The organism is Nocardia noduli (assembly GCF_019038455.1).
Classification (GTDB): domain Bacteria; phylum Actinomycetota; class Actinomycetes; order Mycobacteriales; family Mycobacteriaceae; genus Nocardia; species Nocardia noduli.
Genome location: NZ_JAFMPL010000034.1, coordinates 38264 through 57685 on the forward strand (window position 1 = coordinate 38264; position 19422 = coordinate 57685).

Sequence of the window (19422 nt, forward strand, 5' to 3'; positions counted from 1 at the left end):
TTCCGTACGTCCACGGCGGGCCGAGGAGATTCTCCTCCCGCGAGAGTGCCGAGCATCACATTCCGCGCCGAGATCCATGAGTGGGTCGACGGCGTTTGTGGCGTGCCACACCGTCTGCCTTCGGGAGTCGGGATCGGCCACTACGGAGCACACCGATGCCGCCGGACGCCATTTTCGACACGGGTCGGTTCCGAGCGTCACCATCGGCACCAGGCCGCCGAGCTACCAGTCGACACCGGTCGGTTCCGAGCGTCACCGTCGGCGCGGGGCCGCCGAGCTCCACTCGGCTCAGACGGACGGGGACGCCGCCCGTCTCCTTTATATGGGGGGTTCACACCACACCGGTCCCCCTCGGCGCACCCGCGCGAGGAAATCCACCCGGTCGCGCGAATCACGCGACCGGGGTTCGGGAACCGCCTAGCGCGGCACCGCGAAGCCGAGGAGATCCGACAGGGCGAGCACTTCGACCTGCCCGGTGGAACTCGCGGGACCCGGATCACCTTCCAGGACCACGACTTTCAGGTCCTCCAGTTCCGAGACCGCGACGGCGGCGAACGAGGCGGCGTCGGTGAACAGATGGGTGACCCATTCGTCGGCGAGGAAGCCGGTCGGGTCGCCCGCGTCGTCACCGATGACGATCGACGCGCCGTTCGTGCCCGCGGCGACCGTCTCGATCAGCGCGGACAGCGATTCCGGGCGACCGTGAGCGAAGACACGCGATTCGAAGGTCATCTCGGTGCGGGCCGCGATCCTGGCCGCTGCGGCGGCCAGCTCGTCGTAGGTCAGGGCGACGGCGCCGCCCGACCAGAGGGCCGGATCGCCGCCGCGCAGGGTGCGCACCCGGTTCGCGTAGGTCACCGGGCGCGCCGATTGCGCGGCGATCCGCGCGGCGACCGCGGGATCATCGAGTGCGATCCAGTCCACGGTGGCGTCGCGGGTGTCGGCGACCGACCCGATGCCGACCGTGACCGCGCCCGGCAGGACGTCGTCCCGGTACGCGGTCGGGGCCAGCGCGGCTCCGGCCTTGAGCACCGCCCAGCGCGCCACGACCGCGTCGACGCCTCGGCCGAGCCGCACCGCGACGCCGTCGCAGGGACCGCAGCCGCGCTCGATCAGCACCCGTGCCAGACGAGAGGATCGCGCGTCGAGTTCCTGGTAGGACACCGCCCGCTCGCCCCACACGACGGCGGGCCCGTCCGGATCGTCCTCGACCGCGGCCGACAGCGACTGGGTCAGTGCCGCGCCCGCCGTCGCCGCCGTGTTCTCGCCGGGATCGGCACTACCGCCGACCAGCACCCGGTCGCGTTCCTCGGCGTCGAGGATGTCGATATCGCCGACGACGACCGAGGGGTCGGCCGCGACGGCGGTGACGATGCGCTCGAAACGGCGACCGAACGCCCGCGCGGTGGATTCGTCGAAGATGTCGGTGGCGTAGCTGAAGACCACGCTCAGTTCACCGGTGGTGCCGTCGGCGGCGCGGCGCGGGTCGACGATGACCTGGAGGTCGAATTTGGCGGCGACGGCGCCCGCGTCCAGGCCGGTGATCGTCAGTCCGGGCAGTTCCAGCGACGGCGGTTCGGTGCTCTCGAACGACAGCACCACCTGGAACAGCGGATTGTGCGCGCTCGAACGTCCCGGCGCGACGACCTCGACCACCCGCTCGAACGGCACGTCGGCATTGCCGAACGCCGAAAGATCGGTTTCCCGCGCCCGGTCGACCAGGGCGCCGAAGGTGGCGCCGGAATCGACGGGGATACGCAGCGCGAGGGTGTTGACGAACATGCCGACGAGATCGTCGAGCGCGCGTTCACCGCGACCCGCGATGGCGGTGCCGATGGCGATATCCGAACTTCCCGACATCCGCGCGAGCAGTACCGCGAGCGCGGCGTGCACGACCATGAACAGGGTCGAATTGTGTTCGCGGGCGATTCTCGTCAGATTCTCGTTGACCTCGGCGGGCAGCACGATCCCGGTCGCCGCCCCGCGCATGGACGGCACCTGCGGGCGCGGGCGGTCCAGCGGCAGCGCCAATTCCCCGGACAGTCCGGCGAGCTGTCCGCGCCAGTACGCCAATTGCGTAGCGGCCACGGAGTTCTCGTCGGAATCCTCGCCGATCGCGGCGCGCTGCCACAGCGCGAAATCCGCGTATTGCAGTTCCAGCGGCACCCAGGACGGCGAACGTCCTTCCACCCGTGCGACATACGCGGTGGCGAGGTCGCGGGCCAGCGGCGTCATCGACACACCGTCGGCCGCGATGTGGTGCACCACGACGACGAGCAGGTGATCCTCGGCCGCGCCTTCGCCGACCAGCAGCACCGCACGCAACGGAACCTTCGCGGTCACGTCGAAGCCGACCGCCATCAATTCGCCGACGCGGCGCATCGGATCATCGTTCGTCTCGACCTCGAGCCCGCCCGGCAGCGCCTCGGCGACGGTCAGGATCTCCTGGTACGGCAGGCCACCGGTGCCTTCGGCGGGGTAGCGGGTGCGCAGCGCCTCATGCCGTTCGAGCACATCGGCGACGGCGTAGCGCAGCGCGGACACGTCGAGTGCGCCGCTGAGCCGGATGGCGAGCGGAATGTTGTAGGCAGGCGACGCCGGATCGAGTTGATTGAGCACCCACATCCGTTGCTGCACCAGCGACAGCGGCACCTGATCGGGCCGTTCACCCCTGGTCAGCGGCGGACGGGCGGGACCGTCGCCCGCGCCGGGCACGATCCGGGCGGCCAGCGCCGCGACGGTGGAGGCCTCGAACAGTTCGCGCACCGCGAGTTTCGCGTCCAACGCCGCGTTGACGCGGGCCACCGCGCGCGTGGCGAGCAGCGAATTGCCGCCGAGTGCGAAGAAATCGTCGTCGAGTCCGACCTCGACACCGCCGAGCAGTCCCGAGAACACCTCGGCCACGGCCTGTTCCAGCGGTGAGGACGGGGCGCGGTAGGTCGCGTCGCTGACGAACTCCGGAGCGGGTAGCGCCTTGCGATCCAGTTTGCCGTTGGGGGTGAGCGGCAGCGACTCCAGGACGACGACGGCGTCGGGCACCATGTAGCCGGTCAGGAATTCCGCCACGGCGCTACGCAATTCGACGGCATCGAGCCGCGCGCCGGTATCGGGGACCGCGTAGGCGATGAGCCGGTCGCCCGCGTGCTCGTCGGCGCCGATGAGCACGACGGCCTGGCTGACGCCCGCGCAGCGCAGCAGCGCGGATTCGATCTCGCCGAGTTCGATACGGAAACCGCGCAATTGGACCTGCTGGTCGCTGCGACCCGCGTATTCGAGATTCGCCTCACCGCCGAGTCCGACCCAGCGACCGACGTCACCGGTGCGGTACATCCGCGATCCGGGCGCGCCGAACGGGTTGGCGACGAATCGGGTCGCGGTGAGTCCCGGCCTGCCCAGGTAGCCGCGCGAGAGCTGCCGTCCCGCGACATTGATCTCCCCGGCCACCCCGACCGGCGCGGGATGCAACCGCTCATCGATGACGTAGGCGTCCAGGCCCGGCAGCGCCCGGCCGATGACGCTGGCCGGATTCTCCACCTTCTGTTCGTCGAGCGACAGGAACGACACGTGCACCGTGGTTTCGGTGATGCCGTACATGTTGACCAGCCACGGCGCGTCCACCGCGTGCCGGTCGTACCAGCGCCGCAGTTGACGCAGGTCGAGCGCCTCACCGCCGAACACCACGTAGCGCAGCGCGAATTTGCCCTGGCCGGTGGCGTGCGCGGCGCGGTCGGCCTCGGCCAGCTGGTAGAAGGCCGACGGCGTCTGGTTCAGCACCGTGACCTGTTCGCGAATCAGCAACTCGCGGAACAGTTCCGGCGACCGCGAGGTCAGGTAATCGACCACGACGACGGTGCCGCCGTTGGCCAGCGCGCACCACAGTTCCCAGACCGAGAAGTCGAACGCGAAGGAGTGGAACAGCGTCCACACGTCGGTCTCGTCGAATTCGAACCGCGACTGGGTATTCGCGAACAATTCGACGACATTGCGATGGGCCACCCCGACGCCCTTGGGCACGCCCGTGGAACCGGAGGTGTAGATGACGTAGGCGAGATTGTCCGGGCGCAACGGCGCGCGCCGGTCCGCGTCGGTGATGGGGGCGTCGGCGAAGAGGGCGGTCTCCTCCAACAGCACGACCGGACGGCCGGTGTCGGGCACCGCGTCGCGCTCCCCCGCCGTCACCAGAACACAGGCGGGGGCGGCGTCGGACAGCATGAATTCCAGCCGCTGGGCCGGATAGGCGGTGTCGATGGGCAGGTATCCCGCGCCGGAGAGCAGCACGCCGAGCAGGGCGACGGGCAGATCCTCGGTACGAGCGACCGCGACGGCCACCAGTTTCTCCGGGCCCGCGCCACTGGCGATCAGGGCGCGCGCGACCCGGTTGGCCCGGCGCTGGAGTTCGGCGAAACTCAACGCGGTGTCGCCGAAGCGGATCGCCGTCGCGTTCGGGCGCAGCCTGGCCTGCACGGCCACCAGATCGACCAGGGTCACCTCGGGGATGGACGCGCCGGGCGTATTCCATTCGCGCAGTACGAGTTCGCGCTCGCCGGGGGCGAGCAGATCGATATCGCCGACGATCGCCGAGGAATCGGCGACCAGCGAGGACAGCACCAGCGCGAACCGGTCCGCGAAATCCCGCACCGTCGGTTCGTCGAACAGGTCGGTGGCATAGGTGTAGGCGATCGAGACGCCCTCGGCCCTGCCGTCGGGCCCGATGTTCTCGACCAGTTCCAGTTGCAGGTCGAATTTCGCGAGCGGCACCGTCATCTCGACGCCCGTCGCGATCAATTCGGGCAGTTCCAGCGAGGTGGGCGCGAGGTTCTGGAGCACGAGCAGCACCTGGAACAACGGATGACGCGCGGTCGAGCGGACCGGGTCGAGCAGTTCGACGAGCCGCTCGAACGGCACGTCGGCGTTGCCGAAGGCCTCCACGTCGCTGCCGCGGACCCGGCCGAGCAGTTCCTCGAACGTGACGCCGGGATCGACTTCGGTGCGCAGCACGAGGGTGTTGACGAACATGCCGATCAGATCGTCGAGCGCCGCCTCGCCGCGACCGGCCACCGGGGTGCCGATGGCGATATCCCTGGTGCCCGACAGCCGGGCCAGCAGCACCGCGAGCGCGGCGTGCGCGACCATGAACAGCGTCGAATTGTGTCGCTTGGCCACCGCGCGCAACGCGGTGTGCAATCCGGCGTCGAGATTCGCGCGCAGCGTCGCGCCCTCGTTGCTGGCGACGGCGGGACGCGGACGGTCGGCGGGCAGGTTCAATTGTTCCGGGAGACCGGTCAATTCGCGCTTCCAGAAGCCGATCTGACGACTGAGCAGCGAATCCGGATCGTCCTCGCCACCGAGGGTTTCGCGCTGCCAGATCGCGAAATCGGCGTACTGCACCTCGAGCGCGGGCCAGATCGGCGCCGCGCCGGAGACCCGATCGGCGTAGGCGGTCATCAGGTCCCGGGTCAGCGGGCCCATCGAGAAGCCGTCACCGGCGATGTGGTGCACCACGCTGACCAGGATGTGCTCGGTCGCGCCGATACTCATCAGGCGCAGCCGGATCGGCGGCGCGGCGGTCACGTCGAAACCGGCCATCACCGTCTCGCCGACGAACTGGGGTACCCGCTCCTCGCTGCCCTCGATCACCAGCAGTTCCGGCACCGCGTCGGCGTCGTCGATCGAGAGCACCCGCTGCACGCCGATACCGTCGACTTCGGGGTAGACGGTGCGCAATACCTCGTGACGCTCGATCAGATCGCCCACCGCGGCACGCAGCGCCGCGACGTCGAGCCTGCCGGACAGGCGCACCGCCATCGGAATGTTGTTGACCGCGCTCGCCGGATCGAAACGGTTGAGGAACCACATCCGCTGCTGGGCATAGGACAGCGGCACCCGCTCCGGACGTTCCACCGGATGCAGCGCGCGGCCCGCGGGGGTGTTCGCCTGCTGCTCGACGCGTTCGGCCAGCGCCGTCACGGTGGTCGCCTCGAACAGCAACTGCACCGGAACCCGCACGTCGAGCGCGGAACCGATCCGGGCCGCCGCCTGCGCGGCGAGCAGCGAATTGCCGCCGAGTTCGAAGAAGTCGTCGTCGGCGCCCACCTCGGCGTCCTCGACACCGGCGAGCAGCAGCGCGCCGAAGATCTCGGCGATGGTGCGCTCGGTCGGTGTGGTCGGCGCCCGGAATTCGCGCACGGCGAACACCGGCTCGGGTAGCGCGGCGCGATCGAGTTTGCCCACCGCGTTGAGCGGAATCTGCTCCAGCACCACGATCGCGGCCGGAATCATATATGCGGGAAGCGATTCCGCGAGATGCGCGGTGAGCGCGGCGGTGTCGACGGCGGCGTGCTCGTGCGGCAGGACGTACGACACCAGCGCCGTCTGGCCCGAGGGCAGCGTCTTGCCGAGCGTCGCCGCGTAGTCGACGGTCGGATGAGCGGTCAGCGCGTTGTCGATCTCGCCGAGTTCGATACGGAAACCGCGGACCTTGACCTGGAAGTCGACCCGGCCCAGATATTCGATGGCCCCGCCGTCCTCGGCGCGGCGCACCAGGTCGCCGGTGCGGTACAGCCTGGCCCCCGCGTTCTCGGTTTCCGCGCCGAACGGACTCGCCACGAAACGTTCGGCGGTGAGACCGGGACGGCCGAGGTAGCCCTGCGCGAGCGCGGGACCGGACAGGTAGAGCTCGCCGATGACACCCGCCGGAACCGGCCGCAACCTCGGATCGAGGACGAACGCGCCGACGCCGGGAATGGCAGTGCCGATGGTGACCGGTTCGTCGGCCCGCATCGGCGCGGAACTCGTCGCGAGGATGGTGGCCTCGGTCGGGCCGTAACCGTTGTAGAACTCGCGGGTGCCGTCGGCCCAGCGGCCGACCAGTTCCGGACCGAATTTGTCGCCCGCGACGACGATGGCCCGCAGATCGGGCAGATCGGCCGCGTCGACCGATTCCAGCGCCCCGGGGGTGATCAGCATGTGCGTCACCCGTTCGCGACGCAGCAGGTCGGCGAGTTCGAAACCGCCGAAGACCGACGGCGGTGAGATCACCAGGGTCGCGCCCGCGGTGAAGGCGAGCAGCAGTTCGAGCACGGACACGTCGAAATTCGGCGAGCAGACGTGCAGCACCCGCGACTGTCCATCGATGCCGTAGTGCTCGCGTTCGGCCGCCACCAGTCCCGCGAGACCGGTGTGGCTGACGACGACGCCCTTGGGCTTGCCGGTGGAACCGGAGGTGTAGATGACATAGGCCGGATGGCGCTCGTCGAGCGGACGCACCCGGTCGGTGTAGGAGATCGGGTGTTCCGGGCGGTCGGCGAGCCGTCCGGCGACCACCGGATCGTTGAGTTCGATCCAGTACACCGACGATCCGAGCACCGAGCGGTGAGCCTTGGTGGTGAGTCCGACGGTCGCGCCGGAATCGGACAGGATGTGCGCGATCCGGTCCGACGGATAGGACGGATCCACCGGTACGTAGGCCGCTCCGGTCTTCGCGATGGCCCAGACCGACAGCACCGATTCGATACTGCGGGCGATGCCGATGGCGACGACGTCACCGGGGCCGACGCCGCGTTCGATGAGTTCACGGGCCAGACGCGAGGAATCCGCGTCCATCTGGCGGTAGGTGAGTTCGACGTCGTGCTCGCGCACGGCCACCGAATCGGCGGCGGACTCGACCGCGGCGGTCAGCAGCTGACCGAAGGTGGGGCTGCCCGACCTGCGGCGACGACTAGAACGGCCAGTACGGCGGGCAGTATCCATTCGGGTGTGATCACCTCTCGCGTGCAACTCGGCCGCACGGCCGTTCTGTCAATCGGCCCCACCCCGTGGATCGTGATCCTGGGCCAGCGCGGTCCGAGCAATCATATCGGTCGGCCCGGTCACCGACACCCGGCGGACATATGACCGACGGCCGGGTGCTTTCCCCGGATGCATCGGTTCCGGGGGCCGCGATGTTGCAGAACCGTCGGTACGTGGGGCTGCTCACAGGTCACCGTCGGCTGCCGCTGGAGTTCTCACAACCGGTACCTCAGCAGTTCGGCGATCGTGCGCAGCGAGGCATCGGTGGCCATCCGCCCGTGCGCGACCGGAATCGGGTGATCACGCACACATCCGGTCACCGCTTCGGTCCAGGTCGCGGCATTGGTACCCGGCGGCCTGGTGGAGGCGGCCGTCCCGTCGCTCGCGGCCTCGGTTTCACCGGCCTCTGTGTGGGCCGTGGCGGCGTCTTCTGTCGTGGCGGCGGTTGTCGTGGCGGCGTCGGTTGTCGTGGCGTCGACTGCGGCGGTGTCGACTGCGGCGGTGGGGTCGCCGACCGCCGAGAAATAGACGAGGTCACCGGCGAAGGGCCTGGGACGGTAGGCGGCGTCGAGGGCGATGGACTCGATCGCGGCGTCGACCACCCGCTCGATCCGCGCGGCCCCGAACGAGGCGAACGGTTCGGGCAGCGCGCTCAACCGCTGCGCGAGCAACGCGACCTCGCTCGCCTCGTCCCCGCCCTCGTCCGGTCCCGGATCGCCGAACAGATCGACGAACAACTCCCGCACCAGCTCCCGCCGCACCTCCGGCCAGCAGTGCGCGACGGTGTCCGGTTCGGCGATATGGCGCAGCGCGCTGTCCATCATGCCGAGCAGCGCCACCCGCTCGCCCTCGTCCTGCAACTGCACGGCCATCGCGTGCGCGAGCACGCCGCCCAGCGACCAGCCGAGCAGGTGATACGGCCCTTCCGGCTGTACCGCGCGGATCTGTTTGACGTAGTGCCGCGCCCAGTCCTCGATCGAATCCGGTAGCGGCGCGGCCGAGCCCAGTACCGGGGTCTGGAGTCCGTAGAGCGGTCGGTCGGCGTCCAGGTGGACGACCAGTCCGGCGAAGGACCACGAGATCCCGCTCATGGGATGGATACAGAACAGCGGTTCGGCCGTGCCGGAGGTCCGCAACGGCAACAGCATGTCGAACGCCGCGTCCGCGCCCGCGCCTTCGGTGCCACGCACCCGCAACTCGGCGACGACGGCCGCCGGGGTCGGCGCGGTGAAGATCCACACCACCGGAACCCGCTCGGACACCGCGTCACTCAGCCGAGCGGACAGCTCGGTCGCGATCAGCGAATTACCGCCGAGTTCGAAGAAGTTGTCGTCGAGTCCGACCCGATCCAGGCCGAGCACATCGGCGAAGATCCCACACACGGTGCGCTCCAGCCCGGTCACCGGCGCGCGGTGGGCGCGTCGACGGGCGCGCGGCTCGGGGAGCGCCGCCCGGTCGAGTTTGCCCACCGAGGTCAGCGGCAGTTCGTCCAGCACGACGATCGCGCCCGGCACCATATGCGACGGCAGGGTGCGCGCCGCCCAGTCCGCGAGCCGGTCCGGGTCGAGCATCGCGCCCTCGACCGCGACCACGTAGGACACCAGCGTGGTCGCCCCCGCGGCGTTGTCGCGCCCGATCGTGACGGCGATGTAGACGTCGTCGTGGGTGGTCAGCACGGCGTCGATCTCGCCGAGTTCGATGCGATAGCCCCGGATCTTGACCTGGAAGTCGGTGCGGCCCCTGTGGTCGAGCACGCCGTCGGCGGACCAGGCCGCGAGATCGCCGGTGCGATACATGCGTTCGCCCGGCCGGAACGGATCGGCCACGAAACGCTCCGTGGTCAATCCGGGGCGGCCGAAATAGCCGCGCGCCAACTGCGCTCCGGCCAAATACAATTCACCGCTGACCCCGGGCGGCACCGGTCGCAGCCACCGATCCAGCACGTAGACACGGCTGTTCCACACCGGGACGCCGATCGGCACGGTCGGCCGATCGGCGGCGTCGACCCGGTGGCCGGTGACGACGACCGCCGCTTCCGTCGGGCCGTACAGATTGAACAGTTCCGCCCACGGCGCGGCCGTGGCGAACCGCCTGGCCAGCACGGGCGGCAGCGCCTCACCCGCGGTGAGCACCCGGCGCAGCGAACCCGGCAGCCGACCCGTCGTCAGCGCGTCGAGCATCGACGGCACCGCGTGCAGCGTCGTCACGCCCTCGCGCGTCATCAACTCGTTGAGGTAGGCCGGATCGCGCTGCCCGCCGGGAGCCGCGATGACCAACCGGCCGCCGCACACCACCGGTGACCACAGCTCCCACAGCGACACGTCGAAGGTCACCGCCGTCTTCAACACCATCACGTCATCGCCGTCGAGGCCGAATTCCGCTGTCTTCCAGAGCAACTGGTTGACGATCGCGGCGTGCGACACCGCGACGCCCTTGGGTCGCCCGGTGGAACCGGAGGTGAAGATGACATACGCGGTGTGCGCGGCGCGCAGCGGTGCGAGCCGATCGGCGTCGGTGATGGGGGCGGTGCTCACCGCGCCGAGATCGAGGTCGTCCAGGCCGATCACCGGCGCGGCCTCGGTAGCGAAGGCGGTGCCGGTATCGGTGAGCACGCAGATCGGGGCGGCCGTTTCCAGGATGTAGTCCGAACGGACCGCGGGCTGGTCCGGATCGATCGGCACGTACGCGCCGCCCGCCCGCGTCACCGCGAACAGCGCGACGACGAGATCCACCGAACGATCGAGGGCGAGCGCCACCCGCGACTCGGGACCGACGCCGAGCGAGATCAGATACCGCGCGAGACCGTTCACGCGCCGGTCCAGCTCCGCGTAGGTCAGCCGCGCGCCGTCCGGCGCGACCAGGGCGACCGCGTCGGGCACGGCGGCCACCGCGGCGTCGAGCAGCGTCACCAGGGTCGTGGTCGAATCCAGCTCGCGCGCGGTGTCGTTCCAGTCGTCGAGCATCCGCGCCCGCTCGGTGGGCGAGAGCATGTCGATCGCGCCGACCGGAATGTCCGCGTCCTCGATCACCGCGTCGATGATCCGCGCGAAACGGTCGGTGAAACCCCGCACCGTCGATTCGTCGAACAGATCTGTGGCGTAGGTGAAGTAGCCGCTCAGACCGGCCGGGTCGCCGTGTTCGTCGTAGCTGTCGGCCACGACGACATGCAGATCGAATTGCGAGAGCCGCAGATCCGCGTCCCCGGTCGTGATGGTCAGTCCCGGCAGTTCCATTCGGACCCGGTCCAGGTTCTGGAAGGAGAGCCCGACCTGGAACAGCGGATGCCGCGCGGTGGAACGCGCCGGGTTGAGCACCTCCACCAACCGTTCGAAGGGCACGTCGGCGTGGGCGAAGGCGTCCAGATCCGTCTCGCGCTGCCGGGTGAGCAGTTCGGTGAAACCCATGCCGTCGTCGACCCGGGTGCGCAGGACGAGGGTGTTGACGAACATGCCGATCAGGTCGTCCAGCGCGGGATCGGCGCGGCCGGCGATCGGGGCGCCGATCGCGATGTCGTCGGTACCCGACAGGCGTGCGAGCAGTATCGCGAGCGCGGTGTGCACGACCATGAACAGCGTCGCCGAATGGGTGCGCGCGATACCGGCGAGCGCGGCGTGCGCGTCCGCGTCGACACGCAGTTCCACCCGGCCGCCCGCGAACGACTGCGCCGGAGGCCGGGGCCGGTCCCTCGGTAGTTCCAGCTGATCGGGCAGGTCGGCGAGCGCGGCGCGCCAGTAGGCCATCTGTTCGGCCGCCACCGAACCCGGCCGGTCCTCGCTGCCGAGCATCGCGCACTGCGACAGCGCGTAGTCGGCGTACTGGAACGGCAGCGGAGCCCATCCCGGCTCCTCGCCGCGCGCACGCGCCGCGTAGGCCGTCGCCAGATCCCGCGTCAGCGGACCGGCGGAAAGTCCGTCGGCGCAGATGTGATGGACCACCATGACCAGTACGTGATCGCTCGCCGCGACGCGCAGCAGTTCCGCGCGCACCGGAACCTGCGCGGTGACGTCGAAGACCACCCCGGCCGCCCGCGCGACGGCGGTATCGATATCGGTGACCTCCCGCAGCGCCAGTCGCGGTGCGTCCTCGTGTTCGGGGGCGAGAACGACCTGCGCGGGCCCCTCCTCGGTCTGCGGGTACCTGGTGCGCAGGATCTCGTGTCGCAGAACGAGATCGGCGAAGGCCAGGCGCAGCGCGTCGGCGTCGAGCGCGCCGGTCAGGCGCAGCACGACGGGGATGTTGTAGGCCGCCGATTCCGCGTCGAATCTGTTGAGGAACCACATCCGTCGCTGCGCGGGCGAGAGCGGAATATGTTCGCCCGCACCACCACTCGTGCGCGCGAGCACCGGCGCGCTCGGCCGGACGCCGGTGAGTCGGGTCACCGCTTCGGCGCATTCGGCGACGGTCGGCGCGGCGAACAGCACCCGCACGGGAACCCGCGCGTCGAACGCCGTGCCGAGGCGCGCGGTCACCCGGGTGGCCAGCAGCGAATTGCCGCCCCGATCGAAGAAGTCGTCGTCGGCCCCCACGCGTTCGATCCCGAGTACCTCGGCGAAGATCTCGGCCACGGTGTGCTGCGCACCCGTCGACGGCGCGCGGTAGGGGCGCGTCGCGACGCGCGGATCGGGCAGGGCCGCGCGGTCGAGTTTGCCCACCGAAGTCAGCGGGACCTGGTCGAGGACGACCACCGCGGCGGGCACCATATGCGCGGGCAGCGTCCGCGTTGCGATTCGTCGCACGGCGTCGGGGTCGAGCCCCGTCCCGGTCACGTACGACACGAGAACGGTCGCGCCGCTCGCGTTCTCACGTCCGACGGTGACCGCGAAATCGACATCGGGATGCGCGAGCAGTACCGAGTCGATCTCGCCGAGTTCGATCCGGTAGCCGCGCACCTTGACCTGGAAATCCGTGCGGCCCAGGTATTCCAGTCGCGGGCCCGCCGATTCGGCGTCGGCCGCGGTGACCCGCCGGACCAGATCCCCGGTCCGGTACATCCGCGTGCCCGGTCCGCCCCACGGATCGGCGACGAAACGTTCGGCCGACAGACCCGGCCGGTTCCGGTAACCGCGCGCCAGACCGCCCCCGGCCAGATACAGCTCACCGGTGACACCCGGAGGTACCGGCCGCAGGCGCGCGTCCAGGACGAGCGCCGACATGCCGTGCACCGGTTTGCCGATCGTGATGCGCTCCCCCGCAGCCAATTCCGCGTAGGTCGAGATGATGGTGGTCTCGGTCGGTCCGTAGCCGTTGAGGTAGCGGCGTCCCGGCTGCCAGGTCGCGAGCAGATCCGGTGTCGTCACGTCGCCGCCGACCGACACCACCTCGAGCGCGTCCAGACCCGCTGGATCGACGGTGCCGAGCACCGCCGGGGTGATGATCGCGTGGGTGACCGCCTCGGAGCTCAGCAGGTCACCGAGTTCCTGTCCGCCGATCACCGCGCGGTCGGCGATCACCAGGGTCGCGCCGACCGAGAACGCGCACAGCCATTCGAGCACGGACGGGTCGAAACTCGGCGCGCAGATGTGCAGCATCCGGTGCCGCGACGCGAGCCGGTAGCGGCGCACCGCCTCGTCCACCAGACCGCCGAGTCCGGCGTGGGTGACGGTGACGCCCTTGGGCCTGCCCGTCGAACCGGAGGTGTAGATGACATAGGCGGGATTGCGGATATCGAGCGGGGCACGTCGGTCCGCGTCGGTCACCGGGGTCGCCGGTCGCGTCGCACAGTGCCGTTCGAAGGCCGGGTGGTCCAGGACCAGCCATTCCACGTCGTCGGGTAGCCGTTCGGCGTATTCGGAGACGGTGATGCCGAGTACCGCGCCGGAATCGGTGACCAGATGGCGCGACCGCTCGAACGGATGCGCCGGATCCATCGGCACGTGCGCGCCACCGGCCTTGGCGACCGCCAGTGCGGCGGCGACCATCTCGTAGGAACGCGGCAGGGCGACCGCGACCGAATCCTCCGGTCCGATACCGCGTTCGATCAGCACCCGCGCCAGGCGCGAGGTGTACTCGTCCAACTCGCCGTACCGGATGGATCGTCCCCGGTACCGCACCGCGACCCGGTCACGCCCGGATTCGACACCTCTGCCCCACAGTTCGGGCATCGTCGCGGAAGCCATGACGTCGTCACCCGCGACCCGGGTCAGCGTCACGTGCTCGGCCGCGCTCAGCAGTGCCAGGTCACCGACCGGCGTACCGGGCCGCTCGGCGGCGTCGGCGAACAGCAGCAGGAAGCGTTCGGCGAGGATCTCGACCGTATCCCGGTCGAAAAGCTCAGGCGCGAAATCGAATTCGGCGTCGATACCATCCTGGGATTCACGTATGCACAGCGCCAGATCGAATCCGGTGGTATCGATGCGGTGTCCGGCCGACAGCGCCACGCGCACCGGCGACGGGGCGGTCTCCGGTCGATCGAGCAGCGCGACGACAGCGTCGAGAGACAACGCCGCCCGCGCGAACGCTTGGGCGGCAGTCTCTTTCGCCTGTTCCAGTACCGTTTCGAAGGGGGTGTCGCCGGTGATCCCGGTGCGCAATACCACTGCGTCCGCCGCATCCGCCCCGGCGACGGCGATATCGTCGCCTCCTGATAGCCTCGCCAGCAGAATCGCGAAAACCGAATGGACGAAGGAGAATACGGTCGTACGACGGCTGCGGGCGAGTTCGAGCGCCGAGCGGTACGCCGGACCGTCCACCCGGAATTCCACGCGACCGGTGGCGACGACGGGTGCGAGCGGCCTCGGCCGGTCGGTGGGCAGACTCCAGTCCTGCGGCAGGTCCGCGAGCGTCTCGCGCCAATACCTCGCCTGGGCGATGACGTCTCCGCGGCGGGTGAACAGCGCGTCGAGATCGGCCGGGGTGTGTTCCGGCGCCGAGACGAGTTCGCCGATGGTGGTGCGCAATCGGTCGGCCAGTGCCCGCGCGGCCTCGGTGGTGACCGAGTCGAGGCGGTACTGCACCCGCACGAGCAGCCGTGTCCCCAGGTCGATCTGGACGGCGACCGGATAGTGGGTCACATTGGCGCCGTGCAGCGCGACGATCTCCAGACCGTCGATCGTGCCGTAGGCCTCGCGCAGGCCGTCGGCGTCGACGGGATAGGACTGATAGGCCATCAGCGAATCGAACAGTTCGCCCGCACCGGCCACCCGCTGGATCTCGGACAATCCGACGTGATGGCTGCCCAACAGCGAAACCTGTTCGGAGCGAAGCTGTTCCAGCAGACGGTGCAGCGGCGCGTCCGGATCGAAGCGGACGCGGACCGGGACGGTATTGGCGAAGAGGCCGACCATGTCGTCGACGCCGTCGAGCTGCGGCGGACGACCGGACACCACCGCGCCGAAGACCACGTCCCGACCGCCGACACTGCCCGCGAGCACCAGGCCCCAGGCCGCCTGCACCACGGTATTGACGGTGACGTCGTTGGCGGCCGCGAATTCGGTCAGCGCGGTCGTCTCGGCCACCGACAGATCGGCCTCGCAATCCCCGTACCCCGATACCGGCGACATCGGCGCGGGCAGGGCGGCGGCCAACCGGGTCGGTGTGACCTCGCGCAGCGCCTCGCGCCACGCGCCGATCGCGGTATCGCCGTCGTATCGCGCCAGCCAGGCCAGATGATCGCGGTACGGGCGCACGCGCGGCATCGCCTCCGGATCGCCGTGCACCGCGTAGGAGATCAGCAATTCCTTCATCAGCAGCGGCATCGACCAGCCGTCGAGCAGCAGATGATGTGCGGTGAGCACGAGGTGCACGCGCCCGGAATCCGCGCGGTACAGCGTGAATCGCAGCAGCGGCGCGACCGTGGGGTCGAAGGAGAGGCGCTGCTCGGCCGCGAGCAGCGCGACGGGATCCTGTTCGTCGGTGTCCACGATCCGCCACGGCACCCGGGTGCCCTCGGCGACGAGTTGGACCGGCACGCCCTCGGCGGTGGCCACGAACGCCGTGCGCAGGATGGCCTGGCGATCGAGCACCGTCTGCGCCGCCACGCGCAGCCGGTCCGGATCGATCACGCCGGACAGTTCCACCGCCGACTGGAGCAGGTACGGATCGGCCGAACCCTCCGAAACCTCGACCAGGAACAGCAGACCGGCCTGTAGCGGAGACAGCGGGAGCACATCGGCCAGCCCCGGGTATTCGCGCTGCCAGCGGTCGAGTTCGGCCTGGCCCACACGGACCAGCGGCACATCCGACGGGGTCAGGCCACCGGCCGACGGGTCGTGCGCGTGTGCGCCGAGCGCGGTCAGCGCCGCCACCCAGTGCTCGGCCAGATCGCGCACGGCCGACTCGTCGAGTATCTCGCCCGCGTAGGCGAACGAGGCGGTCAACTCGGCGCCCGACTCCGCCTCGATGACGATCGCGTTGATGTCCACGACGGCGGCGGCGGGCATCTCCGGATCCTGTTCGGCCTCCGGTTCACCCCATTCGCCGGTCGGCAGCCAGCCGGCAGCGGAAGCGGATTCGGACATCCCGCCGGTGGCGATCCGTCCCAGGTAGTTGAAGCCGATCTGGCCGAGCGAGCCGTCGAGTTCGCCACCATCGCCACCGAGATGGCGTGCCATGCCGAAACCGATACCGCGATCCGGAACCGAGAGCAGCTGCTCCTTCACGGTTTTGAGCAGTGCGCCGATCTCGTCGCCGTCGCGGCGCGCGGCGTCACGGGCGATACCGGTCAGGTCGAGCGCGACCGGATACACGGTGGTGAACCAGCCGACGGTGCGGGTCAGATCGGCGCCCGCGACCGCCGACTCCTCGCGGCCGTGACCTTCGAGCCGGATGCGGGTGGCCGCGGCGTCGATGCCGCGATCGGCCCGCCACGAACGCACCGCCAGCGCGAGTGCTGCCAGCAGGCCGTCGTTGACGCCACCGCGATAGCGCGCGGGAAGTTCGGTCAGCACCGCGTGGGTGACCTCGGCCGACAGTGTGACGCCGACCCGCCGAACGGTGGCGGCGGTATCGATCGCCGGATCCAGAACCCGCGCTCCCAGCGGCGGATCGGGCACCGCGAGCACCCCTCGCCAGTACGCCGTCTCGTCGGCGCGGGTCGCCGCCGCGTCGACGAGCCCGTGCGCCCAGCGACGGAACGAGGTGCCGACCTCGGGCAGTGCGATCGGCTGCCCGGCCGCGCGCAGCGCCCACGCCGTCAGCAGATCACCGATCAGGATCCGCCACGACACACCGTCGATGACCGTGTGGTTCGCCGCCACGATCAGTGCGTCCCTGCCGTCGGGGCGCGACAGCCAGGCGAAGGCGACCACCCGCGCCCGTTCCGGTTCCAGGGTGTCGAGCGCGAAATTCATCGCGGTATCCGCGGCTCTGCTCAGAGCTCGCGCGTCGAGTCCCCCGGGCAGTTCGACGCGAGTGAGCAGCGTTTCCACGTCGACGGCACCGGGGGGCAGCGCGCACAGTTCCCAGCGCCCGTCGACCGAACGCAGTCGCGCGCGCAACATGTCGTGGTGATCGAGCACCGCGGCCAGGGTCGCGACCAGATCGGCCCGGTCGACCCGGTCGGGCAGGGCGAGCACCATCTGCTGGGTGAACCGGCCGAAGATCCGTCCCCCGGACAGGTACGCGGACAGCACCGGCGTCAGCGGCATCTCCCCCACGCCGCCACCCGGCAGTTCCGCGAGCGTCGGCGCGGATTCGCCGCCGAGCACCGCGACCCGCGCCAATCCCTCCACCGTGCGCTGTTCGAAGACGTCCTGCGGGGTGAAGGCGATCCCCGAAACCCTGGCCCGCGACACCAACTGGATCGACAGGATGCTGTCACCGCCCGCGGCGAAGAACGAATCCTGCGCCCCGACCCGCACCCCGAGTACCTGCGTGAACAGTTCCGCGAGATGGGATTCGACGACGCCGACCGGATCCCGCGAGACCGAGGTCTGGAAAACCGGTTCCGGGAGCGCCTGGCGATCCAGCTTCCCGTTGGGGGTCAGCGGAATCGCGTCGAGCGCGATGATCGCGGACGGCACCATATGGCCCGGTAGCGAGGTACCGACGAAGTGGCCGAGTTCCCCGGTGTCGACGGCGATCCCGTCGCGCGCCAGCACGTACGAGACCAGCATCGTCGCACCCGACGGCGCGACCTTGCCGAGGGTCGCCGCGTATTCGATATCGGGATGGGCGGTCAGCGCGGCATCGATCTCGCCGAGTTCGATACGGAAACCGCGGACCTTCACCTGGAAATCGGACCGGCCCAGATATTCGAGAACACCGGCGTCGGCGCGGCGGCGCACCAGATCACCGGTGCGATACATGCGCGTGCCCGCCGTGCCCGCGTCGCCGCCGAAAGGATTGGCGACGAACCGGTCCGCCGTCAGGGCCGCCCGCCCCAGATAACCGCGCGCGAGCGCCGGTCCGAACAGGTACAGCTCGCCGGTGACCCCCGCGGGCACCGGACGCAGCCGGGTGTCGAGCACCACCGCGCCGACGCCGGGCAGGGCCGCGCCGATGGTGATCGGCGCGCCCGGCGTGAGTTCGGCGCTGCCGGTGGCCAGGATCGTGGCCTCGGTGGGTCCGTAGCCGTTGTAGAAGGCCCGTCCGTCCACCGCCCACCGCTCGACCAGGCCCGGCCCGAAGGCATCGCCCGCGACCACGACGACCCGCAGCCCGTCCAACCCGGCCGGATCGACGGATTCGAGCGCCGCCGGGGTGATCAACATGTGCGTGACGTGTTCGCGACGGATCAGATCGGCGAGTTCGACGCCGCCGAACACCGTCGGCGGCGAGACGACCAGCGTCGCCCCCGAACCGAAGGCGAGCAGCAGTTCGAGCACCGAGACGTCGAAACTGGGCGAGCACACGTGCAGGACCCGGGCCCGCTCGTGCACCGCGTAACGCTCGCGCTGCGCGGTGACCAGCGCCGCGAGTCCGGTGTGGGTCACCACGACGCCCTTGGGACGACCGGTGGAGCCGGAGGTGTAGATGATGTAGGCCGGATGCTGTTCGGTCAGCGCCCGCACCCGGTCGACGTAGGAAATGGGATGCGCGGGCCTGGCCTCGATCCGGCGGCGACAGTCCGGATCGTCGAGTTCGAGCCAGTCGATATCGGTGCCGAATCGCGCGCGGTGCGTGGAATCGGTGAGCCCGAGCACCGCACCGGAATCGGCGACGAGGTAGGCGGCGCGTTCGGGTGGAAGGGCTGGATCGACGGGGACGTAGGCCGCGCCGGTTTTCGCGACCGCCCATACCGTCAGCACCGATTCGATCGAACGGGTGAATCCGGCGGCGACGACATCACCGGGGCCGATACCGCGGTCGATCAGTTCGCGTGCCAGTCGCGACGACGATTCGTCCAGCTCGGTATAGGTGAGCTCGCGGCGGCCCGCGGCACCGATCGGGTTGTAGCTGATGGCTATCGAGTCGGCGGCGGACTCCACCGCGACGGTCAGCAACTGAACGAACAGCGGGGCGCTCGATCGGCGACGAATGCGACCTCGAGCAGTCCGGCGAACCCCATCCATCGGTGTCCAGCATTCCTCTCGGTCGAGCTCACACAATTGCGCCGAAACCCACCAACCCGGCTGGATTCCGGCGCGTGCGGCACCGGCGTCGAACGAAGCAAGAGGAATGATTCGGGCGTTTCGGCCCAATCAGATCACAGGAATCGGCGTCGCGCCGTGGGAGCGGCAACCGGCCGAGATCGGG

2 protein-coding genes are annotated in these 19422 nt (G+C 69.8%); both read right to left on the bottom strand.

What is annotated here, in order from left to right; genetic code table 11:
* Window positions 1-417: 417 nt before the first annotated feature.
* Complete coding sequence (locus JZ792_RS19765) at window positions 418-7776, bottom strand: non-ribosomal peptide synthetase (protein WP_438804350.1); 7359 nt, start codon at window positions 7774-7776, stop codon at window positions 418-420.
* A 227-nt stretch (window positions 7777-8003) separates the two neighbouring features.
* A complete protein-coding gene (locus JZ792_RS19770) occupies window positions 8004-19238 on the bottom strand; it encodes a non-ribosomal peptide synthetase (RefSeq protein WP_216912071.1) in 11235 nt (3744 codons plus the stop codon).
* Between the last annotated feature and the right edge of the window lie 184 nt (window positions 19239-19422).